The organism is Methylobacterium sp. A49B (assembly GCF_053346215.1).
Genome location: NZ_JBKFBO010000024.1, coordinates 50,095 through 67,145 on the forward strand (window position 1 = coordinate 50,095; position 17,051 = coordinate 67,145).

Annotated in this window: 20 protein-coding genes, 1 tRNA gene and 1 pseudogene; 17 read left to right on the forward strand and 5 right to left on the reverse strand. The window is 67.3% G+C overall.

Annotation, left to right across the window (positions count from 1 at the left end; translation table 11 throughout):
- Positions 1-10 precede the first annotated feature (10 nt).
- From ACLBX9_RS02635 to ACLBX9_RS02645, 3 genes are all read left to right on the forward strand, one after another.
- Positions 11-286: a DUF2934 domain-containing protein gene (locus ACLBX9_RS02635; RefSeq protein ID WP_447717796.1), complete on the forward strand. Its 276-nt coding sequence runs from the start codon at positions 11-13 to the stop codon at positions 284-286.
- Positions 287-334: 48 nt separating this feature from the next.
- Complete coding sequence (locus ACLBX9_RS02640) at positions 335-538, forward strand: CsbD family protein (protein WP_010686683.1); 204 nt, start codon at positions 335-337, stop codon at positions 536-538.
- 184 nt (positions 539-722) lie between these two features.
- Positions 723-3,266 (forward strand): HWE histidine kinase domain-containing protein, encoded by a 2,544-nt coding sequence (locus ACLBX9_RS02645; RefSeq protein ID WP_447717797.1) that lies wholly within the window; start codon positions 723-725, stop codon positions 3,264-3,266.
- Positions 3,267-3,281: 15 nt separating this feature from the next.
- On the opposite strand, the gene ACLBX9_RS02650 is transcribed toward ACLBX9_RS02645, so the two are convergent.
- Entirely contained in the window at positions 3,282-3,704 is a 423-nt protein-coding gene (locus ACLBX9_RS02650) for a DUF2852 domain-containing protein (RefSeq protein WP_447717798.1), read from the reverse strand.
- Positions 3,705-3,805: 101 nt separating this feature from the next.
- On the reverse strand, positions 3,806-3,976 hold the full coding sequence (locus ACLBX9_RS02655) for a hypothetical protein (protein WP_010686686.1): 171 nt from the start codon (positions 3,974-3,976) through the stop codon (positions 3,806-3,808).
- 519 nt (positions 3,977-4,495) lie between these two features.
- Here ACLBX9_RS02655 and ACLBX9_RS02660 point away from each other — a divergent pair.
- The 9 genes from ACLBX9_RS02660 (at position 4,496) to ACLBX9_RS02700 (ending at position 13,234) form a co-directional block, all read left to right on the forward strand.
- On the forward strand, positions 4,496-5,491 hold the full coding sequence (locus ACLBX9_RS02660; protein ID WP_447717799.1) for a helix-turn-helix domain-containing protein: 996 nt from the start codon (positions 4,496-4,498) through the stop codon (positions 5,489-5,491).
- 791 nt (positions 5,492-6,282) lie between these two features.
- Positions 6,283-7,221, forward strand: a complete 939-nt coding sequence (locus ACLBX9_RS02665; RefSeq protein WP_447717800.1) for a pirin family protein — start codon at positions 6,283-6,285, stop codon at positions 7,219-7,221.
- 155 nt (positions 7,222-7,376) lie between these two features.
- Positions 7,377-7,517, forward strand: a complete 141-nt coding sequence (locus ACLBX9_RS02670) for a hypothetical protein (RefSeq protein ID WP_158168896.1) — start codon at positions 7,377-7,379, stop codon at positions 7,515-7,517.
- Positions 7,504-8,283: an HpcH/HpaI aldolase family protein gene (locus ACLBX9_RS02675; RefSeq protein WP_447717801.1), complete on the forward strand. Its 780-nt coding sequence runs from the start codon at positions 7,504-7,506 to the stop codon at positions 8,281-8,283. Before ACLBX9_RS02670 ends, ACLBX9_RS02675 begins: the two co-directional genes overlap by 14 nt.
- A gap of 438 nt (positions 8,284-8,721) precedes the next feature.
- On the forward strand, positions 8,722-9,852 hold the full coding sequence (locus ACLBX9_RS02680) for an ABC transporter substrate-binding protein (RefSeq protein ID WP_244625473.1): 1,131 nt from the start codon (positions 8,722-8,724) through the stop codon (positions 9,850-9,852).
- 5 nt (positions 9,853-9,857) lie between these two features.
- Positions 9,858-10,727 carry a branched-chain amino acid ABC transporter permease gene (locus tag ACLBX9_RS02685; protein WP_010686691.1) on the forward strand — a complete coding sequence of 290 codons (870 nt, stop codon included), beginning with the start codon at positions 9,858-9,860 and terminating at the stop codon, positions 10,725-10,727.
- The gene (locus ACLBX9_RS02690) at positions 10,727-11,764 is read left to right on the forward strand and encodes a branched-chain amino acid ABC transporter permease (protein ID WP_447717802.1); all 1,038 of its coding nucleotides are present in this window, start codon (positions 10,727-10,729) and stop codon (positions 11,762-11,764) included. Before ACLBX9_RS02685 ends, ACLBX9_RS02690 begins: the two co-directional genes overlap by 1 nt.
- A gap of 7 nt (positions 11,765-11,771) precedes the next feature.
- Complete coding sequence (locus tag ACLBX9_RS02695) at positions 11,772-12,533, forward strand: ABC transporter ATP-binding protein (protein ID WP_447717803.1); 762 nt, start codon at positions 11,772-11,774, stop codon at positions 12,531-12,533.
- Positions 12,530-13,234, forward strand: a complete 705-nt coding sequence (locus ACLBX9_RS02700) for an ABC transporter ATP-binding protein (protein ID WP_010686694.1) — start codon at positions 12,530-12,532, stop codon at positions 13,232-13,234. Before ACLBX9_RS02695 ends, ACLBX9_RS02700 begins: the two co-directional genes overlap by 4 nt.
- A gap of 373 nt (positions 13,235-13,607) precedes the next feature.
- On the opposite strand, the gene ACLBX9_RS02705 is transcribed toward ACLBX9_RS02700, so the two are convergent.
- Positions 13,608-14,039, reverse strand: a complete 432-nt coding sequence (locus ACLBX9_RS02705) for a YybH family protein (RefSeq protein ID WP_447717804.1) — start codon at positions 14,037-14,039, stop codon at positions 13,608-13,610.
- A 198-nt stretch (positions 14,040-14,237) separates the two neighbouring features.
- Between ACLBX9_RS02705 and ACLBX9_RS02710 the strand changes: the two are divergent.
- The 3 genes and pseudogenes from ACLBX9_RS02710 to ACLBX9_RS02720 form a co-directional block, all read left to right on the forward strand.
- A pseudogene (locus ACLBX9_RS02710) lies at positions 14,238-14,534 on the forward strand (recombinase family protein); the annotation flags it as partial.
- A 157-nt stretch (positions 14,535-14,691) separates the two neighbouring features.
- Positions 14,692-14,952 carry a hypothetical protein gene (locus ACLBX9_RS02715; protein ID WP_447717805.1) on the forward strand — a complete coding sequence of 87 codons (261 nt, stop codon included), beginning with the start codon at positions 14,692-14,694 and terminating at the stop codon, positions 14,950-14,952.
- Positions 14,953-14,988: 36 nt separating this feature from the next.
- Positions 14,989-15,339 carry a hypothetical protein gene (locus ACLBX9_RS02720; protein ID WP_447717806.1) on the forward strand — a complete coding sequence of 117 codons (351 nt, stop codon included), beginning with the start codon at positions 14,989-14,991 and terminating at the stop codon, positions 15,337-15,339.
- Here ACLBX9_RS02720 and ACLBX9_RS02725 read toward each other — a convergent pair.
- Positions 15,313-15,386 (reverse strand) — tRNA-Arg (locus tag ACLBX9_RS02725). The two genes, ACLBX9_RS02720 and ACLBX9_RS02725, sit on opposite strands and share 27 nt — an antisense overlap.
- A 186-nt stretch (positions 15,387-15,572) precedes the next feature.
- Here ACLBX9_RS02725 and ACLBX9_RS02730 point away from each other — a divergent pair.
- Positions 15,573-16,001 carry an RNA polymerase sigma factor region1.1 domain-containing protein gene (locus ACLBX9_RS02730; protein WP_447717807.1) on the forward strand — a complete coding sequence of 143 codons (429 nt, stop codon included), beginning with the start codon at positions 15,573-15,575 and terminating at the stop codon, positions 15,999-16,001.
- Positions 16,002-16,079: 78 nt separating this feature from the next.
- On the forward strand, positions 16,080-16,490 hold the full coding sequence (locus ACLBX9_RS02735; protein ID WP_010686564.1) for a phage holin family protein: 411 nt from the start codon (positions 16,080-16,082) through the stop codon (positions 16,488-16,490).
- Between the two features lie 144 nt (positions 16,491-16,634).
- Here the strand turns inward: ACLBX9_RS02735 and ACLBX9_RS02740 are convergent, their stop codons facing one another.
- Entirely contained in the window at positions 16,635-16,865 is a 231-nt protein-coding gene (locus ACLBX9_RS02740; protein ID WP_010686565.1) for a hypothetical protein, read from the reverse strand.
- Between the last annotated feature and the right edge of the window lie 186 nt (positions 16,866-17,051).

Consider the following 17,051-nt stretch of genomic DNA (forward strand, 5'->3'; position numbering starts at 1 on the left):
GCGAACAAGAATGACGAACCGGGAAACCTCGTCTTCCCATCGTGCGGACGCCCCCGCGGCCTCCGATGCGGAGATCCGCGAGCGGGCCTACGACATCTGGGAGAGGCATCATCGTCCCGAGGGCTTCGGGTTGAGATCCTGGCTCCTGGCCAGGCGCGAGTTGCTGGCCGGGCGCGCGGCGGCGCAGCAAGCCGAGACCAGCCCGGCGTGCGGGCCAGAGGCAGGCATCATCACGGACGGCTCTCCCGAGAGCGTGACCGGACATACGGAACGAGGCCCGGGATAGGGCCGTTCCTGATCCCCGCGGCCGCCCTGGTCGCGAAGGAGAACCGCCATGAGCAGCACCACCGACAAGATCAAGGGCCTCGCCAACGAGGCCGTCGGCAACGTGAAGCAGGGCATCGGCAACGCGACCGGCAACGACAAGCTCAAGGCCGAGGGCAAGACCCAGGAACTCAAGGGCGACGCCCAGAAGACCACCGGCGACGTCAAGGACGGCGCCAAGCACGTCGCCGACAAGGTCACCGGCAAGGTTTGATCCGGCCGCCCGGGGCATTTCCGCGCCCCGGGCATCCAGGGGATACGGTGGCACGTCGAAGGAAAGCATCGTGGGCCCAGGCTCAAGCCGGTCCTGCAACGCCTGCGCGCCGTGACGAGTTAACCTGCGACGACAACATCCGAACCGCAGCCGGACCCTTGACTGCGAGCAGCATCGCGGGCCCATGGACCAGTTGAGCGCGTCACAACCGACGCCCGAGATCGACCTCACGTCGTGTGACCGCGAGCCCATCCACATCCTGGGCGCGGTTCAAGGCTTCGGCTTCCTCCTCGGCGTCTCCCCGGACTGGATCGTCACCCGCGCCTCGGACAACGTGGCGGCCTGGCTGGGCCAGGGCGCCGATGCGCTTCTCGGCCTACCGCTCGACGCCGTCCTCGACCGCGAAGCCATTCACACCCTGCGCGGGCATCTTCAGACCCTGCGCGGCCCGGACGCGGTCGACCGTGTTTTCGGCCTCCGACTGGTGCCGGGCGGCGAACCGTTCGACGTGGCCCTCCACCGATCCGGCGACACCATCGTCATCGAAGCCGAGCCGAGCGCCACCGAGCACCTCAGCGCCGGCAACCTCGTGCGCAGCATGGTCACCCGCCTCCAGCAGACCGTGGGTTTCGACCCGCTATGCCGCGAGGCCGCGCGCCAGATGCGGGCGCTGACCGGGTTCGACCGGGTGATGGTCTACCGGTTCGCCGAGGACCATTCTGGCGAGGTTGTCGCCGAAGCGGTTCGGTCCGGCCTCGACCCGTACCTCGGGCTGCACTACCCGGCCTCCGACATTCCCAGGCAGGCCCGCGCGCTTTACGAGCGCAACTGGCTGCGCATCATCGCCGACGTCGACGACCCAGGAGCCGCCGTGGTGCCGTCGCGGGATCCGGATGGCCGGCCCCTCGACCTGTCGCTTTCGACCCTCCGGACGGTCTCGCCGATCCACCTCGAATACCTGCGCAACATGGGAGTGGCAGCCTCGCTGTCCGTGTCCATCCTGCGCAACGGCCGCCTGTGGGGCCTGTTCGCCTGCCACCACACCGAGCCGCGCCATATCTCCCTCGAACGCCGGACCGGCGCCGAGCTCTTCGGGCAGATGTTCTCCTGGCTGCTGGAGGCCCGGGAGCGCGAGGCCGGCGCGGAGCGCGAGGTCCGCTCCCGCGAGCTGCACAACCGGCTGCTCGGCGCCCTGGCCTCCGGCGGCACCAACCTGGAAAGCCTATCCGACTTTCTGGACGACCTCTCGGGCATCCTGCCCTGCGACGGCATCGGACTGTGGGTGAACGGCGAGATCACCCTGCAGGGCTCGACCCCGACCGCGGAGGAATTCGCCGGCTTGGTGCGTTTCCTCAACCGCACGGCCGCGAGCAAGGCCTACGCGACCGACGAGATCGGGCGAGTCCACGAGCCCGGCCGGGACTTCACCGAGCGGGCGGCGGGCATGCTCGCCATCCCGGTGTCGCGCACGCCCCGTGACTTCCTGGTCTACTTCCGGCGCGAAGTTTCGCGGTCCGTGACCTGGGCCGGCAACCCGGTGAAGCCCGCGACCCTTGGGCGGAACGGCATCCGCCTGTCGCCGCGGAAGAGTTTCGAGGCGTGGCGCGAGACCGTGCACGGTCGCTCCCTGCCGTGGTCGGACGTCGAGATGCGGACCGCCGAGGCCCTGCGCATCACCTTGCTGGAGGTGATCCTGCGCCTCACCGATTCCGCCGAGAAGGAGCGCAAGGTCGCCCAGGAGCGCCAGGAACTCCTCATCGCCGAGCTCAACCACCGGGTCCGCAATATCCTGAACCTGATCCGCGGGGTGGTGACGCAGAGCCGGCCTGCGGACGGTGCGGACAGCGCCTTCGCGACGACGGTCGGCGACCGCATCCAGGCGTTGGCCCGGGCCCACGACCAGATCACCTTGACCAAATGGGGGCCCGGGTCGCTGCGGGACCTCGTCACGCTGGAGGCCGGGGCCTACCTCGGCACTAAGGCCGGCCGGGTTGTCCTCGACGGCGCCGACGTCCTGCTGGAGCCGCAAGCGTTCTCGACCGTCGCCCTGGTCGTGCACGAGATGATGACGAACTCGGCCAAGTACGGCGCACTCTGCGACAGCCTGGGCCGGGTCGACGTCCGCTGGGAGCGCGACGCCCTCGACCATCTCGTGATCCGCTGGCGCGAGACCGGCGGACCGGCGGTGCGGGCGCCCACCCGGAGGGGTTTCGGCACGACCATCATCGAGCGGTCGATACCCTACGAGCTCAAGGGCGAGGCGGAGGTGCGCTACGAGTTGGCCGGCGTCGAAGCGCGCTTCACCATCCCCCCGGCGTTCGTCCGGGACGCACCGCCCGCCGCGCCGAAGGCAGTCCCGGCGGCCAGCGCCGAGCCTTCGCGCAGGCTCACGGGGTCGGTGCTCGTCGTCGAGGACAACATGATCATCGCCCTGGAAGCCGAGGAGCTGCTCACGTCGCTCGGCGCCACGACGGTCGACATGGCCTCGTCGACGCGAGAGGCGCTCCGCCTGATCGACGCGGCGCCGCCGGCCCGTGCCTTGCTCGACGTCAACCTCGGTTCCGAGACCAGCATCGCGGTCGCGCGCAAGCTGTTCGAGCTCGGCATCCCCTATGCTTTCGCCACCGGCTACGGCGACGGCTTCCGCATCCCGGAAGACCTCGCCGACGTGCCGCTGGTGAAGAAGCCGTACGAGGCCGACGACCTCCTGCGCGCCTTCCCGGCTTGAGCCCGGTATCCGGTGCTAACCGGGTCGGTGATCGGCCCGACCGTCGGTCGGGACGATGTCGACGGCCGACCCTGCTCCATGGGGATGTTCGGCCACGAAGCGTTCGAAGGTCTCGCGATCCCTGGCGCGCTTCAGCTTGTCGACGAAGCCCAGGAATTCCCGGAGACGGGTCTCGAGGGCGCGGCGCTCAGCCTCGATGCGGCTGATCTCGCCGTCGCGCCACGCGTCGAAAGCGGTGTTGCCGCTGGTCCGGGCCGATGGGAACCACGGCCGTTCGCGGGACACGGCGCCGGGTCCGAATGGTCGGCGGAGGCGTTCGAGGCCCGGCAGGCCGGATAGCTTGAGTTCGCGCCCTGCGAGCGCCTGCCGCGCCACGAGGACGAGCCCGGCGAAACCGCCGACATAGAGGGCATCATGGATCCAGGGCATGATGGGCATGGCAAAGCTCCTGCGCCCGACGGCGCCGTTGACGAGGACCGGAGCATGCCGACGTGCCGCTGCTGCAGGCTGAACCGGTCGGTTCAGGCCTGATTAAGCCTTCAGGCCCTGCCGACCGGCCGCACGTGGGTGGCGGCAACGAACGCGGTGAACGGGTCTGGGCCGTCGAGGGGCGCGTCGAGGCTGCAGCGCAGGCCACCGGGGGCGAGTTCCAGGCTGACCGTTCCGCCGAGCTCACGGCTGACCCCGCTCGTGATCAGGCGTGTGCCCAACCCGCGCCTGCCCCCTCCCGAACCGGCGGGCCGTCCGCACGGGTCATACCGTAACCGGGATGAGCAAGACCGTCGTCGAGGATCTCCGCCGTGCCCAGTCCCGCCTCGATGAGACCGCCGTTCGTTGCGCCGAGCGGACGGCTACCATCGACCAGCTGGAGGCAGAGCGATCAGCCACGACCCCTTCCAGGGCCGTAACCATCCGGGTGGGCCCGACGGCCTGCGCAGGATCGATGCGCCGCAGGGCATGGTTCCCGCTGCGTGGCGCCCCGGACGGAACGGAACATGGTCCATAGCGGCGCCGCCAACGGCCAATCCCAGTCACCGGTCAGCGCCCACATGTGCGTCTCAAATGGGTGGATTTCCGCCGGTCCGCGTCCGGGCGGCAGTGCTTGGGAAGCGGACATTACCTCCGCGAAGAACCCGGCACCGTGACATTGGAATGATAGATTATATACAATAGGCCCTCAGATCCGCAGTCTGCGCTTTGGGATGGCGAGCTGCGTGCCGAGGCTACGCATGCAACCGTTCTTCTCGACAGACGGAATTCACCCCAAGAACGCGTTCCGGCGATGGCGGGAGACGATCTGCGAGCGCTTGATCCCGATCGACCAGCAACCCCTCCACGAGGTTCCGTTCCAAGGCAGGCTGGACGTCACCAGCATCGGGCCCGTGCCGATCTCCAGAATGGCCCACACAGCCATGCGGACTGAGGCGACCCCCGACGCGATCCGGCGCCATGGGCAGCCCGACCGCCTCTACGCGTCCATGAAGCTCTCCGGCCATGACACCCTCCAGCAAGGCGATCGGGAGGCTGTGATCCGGACGGGCGACTTCGTCCTCATCGACGCACGCCCGGCCGTCTGCGAGGCAAACACGGGTATCTCCCTCGTCGTCGATCTGCCGCGCGAGCGCTTCGAGGCCATGCTGGGCCCGTCCCGGCTGTTCTGTGCACTCACGGTCGGAGCGGACCTCGCCTCCACGGCCCTGGCAAACACCTTCTTCCAAGAGCTGGGGCGCGTGGGCGATCAGCTCACTCCCGACGCGGCCGCGCGCATGGCGTTGATCGGAACAGACCTGATCATAGCGAGCCTCGCCGAACGGATGGCGCAGGAGATGCCGGGTTCCATCCACGGCAACGTCACAGTCCAGCGCGCCAAGGCTTATGTCGAGGCCAATCTAGAAGACCCGAACTTGGACCCACCTCAGCTCGCCGCCGCGATGGGCGTGTCGCTTCGCCGACTGCAGGAGCTGTTCCACGAGCGCGGTCGGCACATCTCCGATTACATCTGGGAACGCCGGCTGGAGGCGGCAGCCAGGCGCCTGAGCGACCCGGCCTGCACCCACCTGACGATCGGCATGCTGGCCTATGGCTGCGGCTTTACGAGCCAAGCGCATTTCGCGCGCCGCTTCAAGGATCGCTACGGCACGAGCCCGCGTGAGTACCGGCGGGCGAACGGGTGGGACGTGCCGGTCGCGTCCACTTACAGGCTGTCATCCCGCTCAGCTGAGTGACCGAAGTGGGTCGATAGGGGACCGTCCGCTTTTCCGGCCGACCTACTCCGAAGCGGACCAACTGCTTCCAGCCAGATCCGGTCCTGTGGACGGGCGCCCCTCGACAACTGCTCGGAGCGTTTCATGGCTGGTTCGATTCCAAGCGGCTCACGCATCGCATCGCACGACGCAGCGCCCTCCCGTGACGACATCCTGCGGACATCGACTGACTCTACCTTCGCGAAGAAGAAACGAACAAGCATCGCATGAAATTACCTCATCCCTTGCGTTCAATCTCAGCTCCGCTACCGCGCATTGTTGACCGCATCGGCAATCGATGCGAAGTGATAACGGTCAATTCCGCGCTGAACGCATATGATGATCTGCAAATATTGCGAAGCGACGGCAGCATTATTTGATAAAATGTTTTATTATGAGCAAAAACCGCTGAGCGGATCGAAAAATCCGAACGCTGCACAGATTCACTCTCGCATCCTTCAAGATTGAACCGCAATTTTCAATAAATTAAACTCTATCCATATGAATTCTTCGATAAAGTCATAAGCTATATTAATATAATTGTGATATCATGCCCGTTGACCAGATTCCCAGACGCATCCGACATACCAGAGTGTCGAGGTTTGGTTACGGGTCCCCTCGATTCGCTTGTTTGGGTTCGGAAGTAGAAACATTGCGTTTCGGTAGTTTCCGTTTTCAAGCGGTTGGTAAGCGGGCAGGTTGCCCTCAGTGACGCGCCAGCCGGGCATCCCCGTCTCAACCCGGCTGGGCTCGGTCGAACAAGAGGAAGAGCGATGAGCTGGCACAGTGCGGATGATCCGGTCCCGGGCGACCATTTCAGCTGCGACGCGATCCAGACCCTGATCGTCCCGCGCTCGCGGGACCTCGGCTCCTTCGCGGTGCGCCGCGCTCTGCCCTCGACCGAGTGTCGCATGGTCGGGCCGTTCATCTTCTTCGACCAGATGGGCCCCTCCGAGTTCCTCCTTGGCACCGGGATGGACGTGCGGCCCCACCCGCATATCGGTCTCTCGACCGTCACCTACCTGTTCGACGGCGAGATCATGCACCGCGACAGCCTCGGCACCGAACTGCCGATCCGGCCGGGCGAGCTCAACTGGATGACCGCCGGACGCGGCATCACCCACTCCGAGCGCACCGCGCCGACCCTCCGGCAGACCGGCTCGAGACTATTCGGGATCCAGAGCTGGGTTGCCCTGAGCTCCGAGGACGAGGAGACGGCGCCGGCCTTCGAGCACTATGACGCCCAGTCGCTGCCGGTCCTGACCGGCGAGGGCAAGACTGTCCGGCTGATCGCGGGCGAGGCCTTCGGGGCGCGCTCGCCGGTGCGGACCTCAAGCCCGATGGTCTACGCCGACGTGGCGCTGGAGGCGGGCGCTGTGCTCCCCCTCGATCCGACCTACGACGAGCGGGCAATCTACACGGTCTCTGGCGCCATCGAGATCGCCGGCGACGGCTTCGGGCCTGGGCAATTGCTGGTGTTCCGCCCCGGCGACCGCATCAGCATCCGCGCGTCGGAGGCCGCCCGGTTCATGGTGCTCGGCGGCGAGCCGATGGACGGGCCGCGCCACCTCTGGTGGAATTTCGTCTCCTCGCGGCCCGAGCGGATCGCACAGGCCAAGGAGGATTGGCGCCAGGGCCGGTTCGATACTGTGCCGAACGATGCCGAGTTCATCCCGCTGCCCGAAGATCCGCCTCCGGTCCGCTATCCCTGAAGGCGCGGCCGTAGGGGCACAGTTCCACGATCGGACCTGCGCGCAGGTTCCGCGCGTTCCCGGCTGCCTCGTATCGCCACCTGCCCGGCGGCCACATGTCCCGTTCGGAGAGCCTGACACGCTCGAGTACGAGTCCCTGGACCTGTCGAGCGCGAGTGGCGCTGATTGACGAGCCCCTGGTCGCGATGGGCGTGATGGTGGCGCGAAACGCGTTGCCCGGGCTCGGCGCAACGCTCGACCCGAAGCTCGTGGTTAGTTCTGAAGTGCTGAAGGAGCGTCAACATGCGCGCCAATAGGGTGAGACAATGCTGGGAGGCCGGAGAACCCGCGGTCTCGGCATGGCTGTCGATCGGCAATTCCTACTCGGCCGAGATCGTCGGCTGGACCGGCGTCGACTGCGTCGTGGTCGACCTTCAGCACGGTATGACCGGTGTGCAGGCGATGATCGGGATGCTGCAGGCGATCTCGTCGACGCCGGCCACCCCGTTCGTCCGCGTGCCCGCGCTCGATTTGCCCCTCCTGATGAAGGTGCTCGACGCTGGGGCCTACGGCGTCATCTGCCCGATGGTGGACAGCGCCGAGCAGGCGCAGCTGTTTGTCCGGGCGACGTCCTACCCGCCCAGGGGCCTGCGTAGCTTCGGACCGACGCGCGGGCTGCTCTACGGCGGCCCGGACTATGTCGCCCACGCCGACGCCACCCTCGTGCGCCTCGCGATGATCGAGACCGCCGCGGGTCTGGCAGAAGTCGAGGCGATCTGCGCGACGGAGGGGCTGGATGGCATTTTCATCGGGCCGAATGATCTCGGCCTCGCGCTGAATGCGGGCGCGTCCGCCGATCCGTCCGATTCCCGGGTCACCGCGGCCATCGCCCGATGCGCGGCCGCCGCCAAGGCGCACGGGAAGCAGGTCGGGATCTTCTGCCCCTCGGGGGCCGTCGCGGCACGCAGGGCCGCGGAGGGATTCGGCTTCGTCGTGCCGGGCAGCGACGCCAATCTCTTGAAGGCCGCCGTCAGCGCGGAGGTCCGTCTCATCAAGGCCGATAGGCCCGTCGGCGCCGGCTGATCTGGCGCTGCGGGTTCGGCGATCAGAAGGCGCGACCGCAATGAAGCTTCCGAGCCTGGACTGGGCCGGCACCTCTGTCAGCCCTGCCCGTGAACTGGCCGATCGGGCTGATCGAAGCAGCCGTTAGGAAGCGAATACCGGAGATTTGTCGCGCGTCCTCACAGATAACGACACAAAAAATGCCTATCGATCACGATCCATCTGAATTTGTTTCCGAGCCAAGGATCAAATTCAGATTGCACGGCCGTCTGCGATCGTCATAATGAATGCAATCGGTCGCGGATGCGCCCGAACAATAAGGCGACCGATGGTCGAGCCGCGACCGGGCGCCGTGGGAGGATGCCGATGGCCGACGGCCCAGCACGGGTGGGGTGTGCCTCACAGCGTCGTCGTGACGTGCTCAGGCTCGGGGGAGGGCTCGCTGCGGCCAGCCTCGCGATGCCGCCGATCATCGCCCGCGCCGCCGCGGAGACCGTCAATATCGGCGCCCTGTACCCGGTCACCGGGAACTTGGCGCAGATCGGGCAAGGCTGCGTCGCCGCCGCCAAGCTCGCGGCCGACATGGTCAACGAGGCCGGCGGCATCAAGGCGCTCGGAGGCGCCAAGCTCAACATCCTCGTCTCCGACCTGCAGAGCGACACCACCGTCACCCGGACCGAGACCGACCGCCTCATCACCGGCAACAAGCTGTCCGCGATCACGGGCTGCTACGCCAGCGCGCTGACCCTGATCGCCGCGGAGGTGTGCGAGCGCGCCCGGGTCCCGCTCGTCACGGGGTCGAGCTCGGACCAGCTGAACAAGGGCCGGCGCTTCACGTTCACGCCGTTCGCCCGCGCCTCGCAGTTCGCGCAGACGCAGTTGCAGATGTGCAAGCTCGTGAGCGACCGTCCGAAGGTGGCGGTGATCTTCGAGAACACCGCGTTCGGCACCTCGACGTCGAACGGCCTGCGCGAACTCGCCCCCTCTGAGGGAGCCGAGATCGTGATGTTCGAACCCTATTCCGCGGGGTTCGCCGACGCCGGTCCGCTGATCAACAAGATCAAGGCATCGGGCGCGAATGCGTTGATCACGGTCTCCTATCTGAACGACCTGATCCTGATCGTGCGCACGCTCAAGCAGGTCGGGCTGAACATTCCCGTCAACGGCGGATCAGGCGGCTTCGTCATCCCGGACTTCTACACCAACGTCGGGAAGCTTGCCGACGGCCTGCAGGGCGTGGCGCACTGGAACCACGACGTCGACGACAACGCGCAGCGGGTCAATGCCGAGTTCAAGAAGCGCACCGGCGCGTTCATCTTCGAGTATGCGGGCGGGCTCGTCGCCTCGACCTTCATGATCGCGGACGCCCTGGAGAGGGCCGGCACGACCGACCCGAAGGCGGTGCGCGAGGCCCTGTCCGCCCTGGACGTCTCGTCCGGCTACGCCGCGATGGGACCGGGGGGCAAGGTGAAGTTCGGCCCCGACGGCAAGAACGTGTTCGCCCATCCCGTCGGCGTCCAGTGGCAGAACGGCGATCTCGCGAGCGTCTTCCCGCAGGCGGACGCGCGTGCACCTCTGATCAAGTCCTGACGCGCATGATCGAGACCCTCGCGCAAGCCGTCATCAACGGCCTGCTGATCGGCGGCATCTACGCCCTCGTCTCGATCGGCGTCACGCTCATCTTCGGCGTTGTGAAGATCGTGAACTTCGCCCAGGGCGAGTTCGTGATGATCGGCATGTATATCAGCTTCTTCGCGGCGACCCAGCTCGGGCTCGATCCGCTCGTGTCGCTGGTGATCTCGATGCCGACCCTGTTCGTCGTCGGCGTCCTGATCCAGCACCTGCTGATCCGGCGAGTCCTCGGCGAGAACGACATGCCGCAGATCTTCCTGACCTTCGCGCTGTCGCTCCTCGTGCTGAACGTGTCCCTGATGCTGTTCACGGCCAATTACCGCACGGTGCACACCGCGTACTCGGACGCGGTGCTGGCCCTGGGCCCGCTCACCGTACCGGTCGCCAAGCTCATCGCGTTCTGCGTGGCGATGGTGCTCACCGCCGCGCTGTGGCTGTTCCTGCGAATGACGGATCTCGGCAAGGCGATGCGCGCCGCCTCCCAGAACCGCGAGGTGGCGATGCTGATGGGCATCAATCCCAACCGGGTGTTCGCGGTGGCGCTCGGCATCGCGCTGGCGCTCGCGGGTGCCGCAGGCTCGCTCCTGATGCCGTTCTACCCGGCCTACCCGATGGTGGGACAGGTGTTCGTGTTGATGGCCTTCGTGGCGGTGGTGCTGGGCACGCTCGGCAACGTCGTCGGTGCCTTGGTGGCGAGCCTGCTCATGGGCGTGGCGGAATCCCTCGGCGTCCAGTTCGTCGGCGCCGATTCGGGCCTGATCGTCGTCTTCGTGCTGCTGCTGCTCACGCTCGCCTTCCGGCCCAGCGGGCTCGGCGCCCGGATCACGCGCTGATGGTCGCGTCGCCCGCCCGCCCGGCCGTTGGTACGATATCCGCCTGGATCGCGGTCGGTCTGCTCGCCCTGGCCGCCTGCGCCGTGCCGCTCGTCGTCACGAGCTCGTTCGCCATCGACGTGGCGATCCGCATCCTTCTGTTCTCGTTCATCGGCGTCGCCTGGAACCTCATGGGCGGCTATGCCAAGCAGCTCTCCCTCGGCCACGCGGCCTATTTCGGCCTGGGCGCCTACACCTCGACACTGCTGCAGATCGACTTCGACGTCTCGCCCTGGCTCGGCATGATCGCCGGGGGAATCGTCGCCATGGCGGCGAGCCTGCCGATCGGCTGGCTCTGCTTTCGCCTCCGCGGTCCCTACTTCACCATCGCGACGATCGCGACCGCGCAGGTCCTCATGCTGGTCTTCCTCAAGTTCCGCGACTTTGCCTGGGGCGCGGAGGGGACCACGATCCCCAATCTCGGCCACGCGCCGCTGATGATGCAGTTCGAGGAGAAGCAGGGCTATTACTACGTCGCCCTCGGCCTGCTCGCGGTCGGCCTTGCCGTCACGTGGGCTATCGAGCGCTCGTGGATGGGCTACTACCTGCGGGCGATCGGCGAGGATGAGGACGCAGCCGAGGCGATCGGCGTGAACGCGCCGCGGGTGAAGCGCTACATCTACCTGATCAGCGCGTTCCTCACGGCGCTCGCCGGCACCTTCTACACGCAGTACATCTACTTCATCGACCCGCAGACCGCCTTCAGCTTCAACATCTCGATCGAGGCGGCCCTGGTCTCGATCGTCGGCGGGATCGGCACGCTGTGGGGGCCGGTGATCGGGACGGTGCTTCTGGAGGCCACGTCCGCGTTGCTCCAGAGCTGGCTGGGCGCCTCCATCTCGGGCATCCAGCTGACGGTCTACAGCCTCATCCTGATGGCGGTGATCCTGTGGCGGCCGACTGGCATCCTCGGCTACGTCGCGGAGCTTCGCGGGCGTCGTGCCGCCCGGGCTGTCGAGGCCGAGGCCCCGCCGACAGCACACCCATCGCGAACCTGAGGCGGACATGGCCGACGCTCTGGTGGTGCGCAACCTGAGCCGCAGCTTCGGCGGCCTCAAGGCCGTGCAGGACGTGAGCTTCTCCGTGGCTGAAGGTGAGACGCTCGCCCTCATCGGCCCCAACGGAGCGGGGAAGACCACGACCTTCAATCTGATCAGCGGAGTGTTCCAGCCGGACCGCGGATCGGTCGTCGCGTTCGGGCGCGAGCTCGTGGGCCGGCGGCCGCACCAGATCTGTGCGAGCGGCCTCGCCCGCACCTTCCAGGTCGCCAAGCCGTTCGGAGCGATGACGGTGCTCCAGAACGTGACCACCGGCGCGCTCCTGCGCGATCGCCGCGTCGCCGCCGCGCAGGAGCGGGCGCGCGCGGTGATCGATTACGTCGGTCTGTCCGCGCGCGAGAACACGCCGGCGCGCGACCTGACCACGATCGACCAACGCCGCCTGGAGATGGCGCGCGCGCTCGCCACCGAACCGCGCATCCTGCTGCTGGACGAGGTGATGGCCGGCCTCAATCCCTCCGAGATCAACGTCGCCGTGGCGCTCGTGCGCAAGCTTGCCGAACGGGGGCTGACCATCATCGTCGTGGAGCACGTGATGCGGGCGATCCTGGCGGTCGCGCGCCGCATCGTGGTGCTCGACCACGGGCAGAAGATCGCCGAGGGAAGGCCCGATGCGGTGATGGACGACCCCGAGGTCGTGCGCGCCTATCTCGGATCGGCCCATGCGGAAATCACGGCGGGGCGGGCAGCCCGCGAGGTCCGGGCATGATCGAGCTCTCCGGCGTCGGGGCGAGCTACGGCGCCGTACCGGCTATCGTCGACCTCGACTTGTTCGTGGGGGCGGGTGAGGCCGTCGGATTGCTCGGTGCCAACGGTGCCGGCAAGTCGAGCACGCTACGCGCGATCTCCGGCCTGCTGCGACCGAACGCCGGCACGGTGAGGTTCGCCGGACACGACCTCGCCCGACTGCCGCCCTACAAGATTACGGAACTCGGGATCGCCCATGTGCCTGAAGGCCGGCGCGTCTTCCCCGAGATGACGGTGCACGAGAATCTCGAGGTCGGCGCCTACGTGCCGGCCGCCAAGGCCGATCGTCGTCGCACGCTCGATCTCGTCTACGGCATCTTCCCGCGACTGGCCGATCGGCGTGGTCAGCTTGCCGGGACGATGAGTGGAGGGGAGCAGCAGATGTTGGCCGTCGGTCGAGGCCTGATGCTGAAACCGAAATTGCTCATGCTGGACGAGCCCTCGCTCGGCTTGGCGCCCGTGATGGCCGACGTCACCTTCGACAAGATCCAGGAGATCCACAAACTCGGCACGGCGATTCTCTTGGTCGAGCAGAACGTCGCGCGCGCGCTGACCATCGTGCAGCGGGCCTATGTGCTGGAGAGCGGCCGGGTGACCCTACACGGGACCAGCGCTGAACTCGCCGGCAACAAGAATGTCCAGGCGGCGTATCTCGGCCTCTGAGGATGCCGCCACGCGGCACTTCCTACGCAGACGGGCGGTAGCGGGAGCGAACACAGGACATCATCGACCGCGTGGTTGGCCTGGATGGACCGCGTCGGCAAACTCCGACATCCGTCGTGAGCGTCAGGAAGTCGTCCGCTTTTAAGGCGAAGCTTCTCAGACGCGGACCTGCCGCTTCCAGCCACCTGCCGACACGAAACGCTCGCCTGAGCGTCTCAGATGGGTGGGATGCGGAAGTTGACCGACGGCTCGCAAGCGGACATTCCGCCTGCGACCCAAGTAAGACATAGCGGCAGTCCCTGGCGCCACTGAAAAGCAGCCGCCCGGCAATAGAGCGATCAGGCGAAGTCCCGCATCTCTCACGCGACGTCAATCAGTTCCATGTGTGCAAGACGGTCCGCCAACCGCCCTCGCGCTTCTCCAGCACATTCACCCAATTACCCTCGAACTTCTTTTTCGCGCCGCCTTCTACGGGGCCAGTCATCTCCCAGCGGCCTGACACGATGAGGAGGTTGTCCTTCGGCAGAGCACTTTTTACAGTCGTTTTGTGATCGTCCCACCCTTTTGATTTCAGGCCTGAGAAAAAGTTCTGTATTCCGTCACCTGACTGAGGCATGCCTTTCGTCACCACAATAGCATCGGGAGCATATAGCTTGCCGAGGGTATTCATATCGCCGCTGTTGTAAGCCTCGTCCCACTTGGTAGCAGCACTTTGTGCGTCGGATTGGAGAGTATCCGGCATGGCTGGGCTTGAAATTCCCAATATCGTGCCAGCCAACATTGGAATTAACAAAGATCGATGCATCGAATCCTCCATAATCTGTCAGATTATAGATCGGACTCCGAATGCGCCGCAAGTGTTTCGTCCGGATATCATATATCTCGAAAACGAGTTCAATATTCGCGTCCGTGCAATGCCCAGAACGTTTTCACTTCGAATTTAATCCCGCTTCGAATGCACGAATGAGGCACCAGGGAGGCTGCCTCTGCCCTCGACGATAGGATGGAAGAGGTCGAGAAGCGCGGAGCGCGGATCAAGAAGCGGCTCGCCGTCGATCCGGTCGAGGAGGAGACCATCTGGCTGATCTTCCGCCCGTATCGCTACGGCGACGGGTCGAGCGGGCCGCTCGGGGTCAAGGCGATCATCTGCTACCTGAGAGAGCGCGGCTATCGCACCCGGTCCGGGGTCTGGTTCGGCGTCGCCACCGTCCACGGCCTGCTGACCAATCGGGTGTATGTTGGGGAGTGGTCCTTCAACAAGGGCTGCTCGAAGACACTGCGGGTGAAGCCGCAAGCCGAGCAGATCCCGATCAGCGTGCCGGCGATCATCGACCTGGCCGAGTTCGAGGCGGTGCAGGCGACTCCATGGCGCACGGCCCCGCACCACACCGGCCCGGGTCGTCACCGGCCCGATCCTCCTGACGAGCCTGGTCACCTGCACGACCTGCCGGGGGCCGATGACGCTACGTACCGGCACGTCGAAGCCTGGAAAGGTTCATCGCCACGACAGTTGCTCGACGCACGGGCGGCAGGGCCAGACCGGCTGCACCGGCCGCAGCATCCCGGTGGACACTTTGGATACCCTTGTGACCGATCATCTCCTGGCGGAGTTGCTGCAACCGGACCGACTGCGAGCGACGCTCTCCTCGCTGTGGACGCTGCGGGCCGAGAAGGCGGCGCAGGTCGACGGGCGCGAGGCGGCTCTGCGTGGGAGCTAGCCCGGGGCGGAGGAGAAGCTGAAGCGGCTCTACCGGATGGTCGAGAAGGGAGCGACCGATCTCGACGACATCCTGAAGGGGCGGCTCTCGGCGCTCAAGGAGGAGCGGGATCGCGCGCGGGCGGCGCTGGCGGCCGAGATCGCCCAAAAGCTCATCGAGAGGTTCGGACCGCTCATGCGGACGACCGTGACGCGCGGCGAGATCCCGTTCCGGAAGGCGTGGCTACAGGCGATCGTCGATCGGGCAGAGGTCGATGCCGACGCGATCCGCATCATCGGCGACAAAGCCAGCCTGGAGGCCGCCATCATCGGCGGCGCCTCATCAGCTACGCCCGGTGTTCGCAGTTCTGTACGAAAACGGCGCACCCGACACGATTCGAACGTGTGACCTTTGCCTTCGGAGGGCAACGCTCTATCCAGCTGAGCTACGGGTGCTGGCCGTGGCCATTCCCTAGCCCAACCGCGCCGCCAGCGCAACGGCGCCGGCGCGCCCGGATCATCGGGAGCGGATCGGCCGGACACCGGCCGGCGCGCCCGGTCGGCACGGCCCGGCGCGCGGTAACCGCATCAGACGTGGCGGGTTCTCGTCCGGCAGACGGAACTCGGTAGCGGGGAGGGGACATGGCGCAGACCATCGATCGCGGGACGCTCGACCGGCTGATCGCCCTCGGGCGCGACCGGGGCGAACTCTCCGCCGAGGACCTGCGGGCCGCGCTGCCGGTGGAGCAGATGGATGTCGATGCCCTCGTCCTCGTGATGCTGGAACTCGAGGCCGCGGGGGTGAGCGTCGAGCCCGACGCCTTCGGACCGCCGGCGGAGCGGCCGTTGCCGGGCTCACCGGTCCTGCCGGCCCGCGCGCCCGGGCCCGTCCCGCCCGCACGTCACGCCGACGGCGCGGGCGCCGCCGCGGCCCCGACCGCGGACAAGGCGGGGCGCGGGGCCGCGCCGCGGGAGCCGGCCGCCGACGACCGGGCCGACGCCACCCGGGCCGTCGCCCTCGCGGGCGCGGCGATGCTGCTCGTCCTCGGCGCCCTGCTGCTGATGCTGTGAACCCCGGGGCGGAACGCTTCCGCCGACGGCCCCGTTGGCCGGGGCGCGTCACGGACGAACGAGAGGACGAGCCCGCCCATGCACCAACGACCCGAAGGCCCCCTGGCCCTGCTCGTCGCGGCCCTGCGCGAGGGGGCGGCCCACATCGAGTCCCTGCTCACGCTGGCGCGCACCGAAGTCGACGGCAACATCCGCGCCCTGGTGTCGCTGGTCGCCATCGTCGGGACGATCCCGATCCTGCTGATCGTCACCTTCTTCCTCGGCCTGGACGCCGTCGTGAAGCTCCTGGCCGTGGTGCTGGGCTCCGAGGCGCCGGCGGCGCTGATCGTGGCGGCGCCCTTCCTGGCCCTGGCGCTGCTGCTCGGCTGGCTCGGCGCACGCCGGATGGCCCTGTCGAACCTGGAACCCTGGCGGACGTGGCAGCAGGTGAAGCGGGATGTCCGGGAGGTCGCCGCGAACGCCAAGGAGGGGGCGCGAACCGAAGCCTGATCGGGCGCCCGGTCGATCGCGTCCGCGCGCCCGGCCCGGCGCAGTGCGGACCGCATCAACCCGCGCCCGCAACCGAGCAGTGCGGCGCGGGACGGCCTCGACCGGCGGTCGCGCCCGCGACGGCGCCGGTGAAGAACGGCAGCGTCAGCTCCGGCCGGTACCGACGCGGAGCCGCCCCTCTCCGGGACGCAGGTGCAGGAAGCTGCGCTCGCCCGTGGCCGCCTCGGCCACGTGCTGGATCGTGTCGAGGAGTTCCGCCACGCCCTGCGGCGCGGCCGGACGGAACTGCGCCTTCGGCTCGACCCAGCGCTTCTGCGTGCGGCCCGCGGCGATCTGCGCCTCGCTCAGCGCGTCGAAATCCCGGCGTCGCGTCATGGCCCAATCCTCCACATGGACATCTGTCCGGGGCATGGTTGACGAATGGTTAATGGCCGCCCGGGACCGGCGCGTCGGCCTGCGGCGGGCCGAAGCCCGCCGGCACCCTCCGCCGCCGGCCGGACATCGATCTCCCCAGAGGCGGCCGGGACCGCACCGGCCGCCGCCTTCCCCCGCGCCCACGAT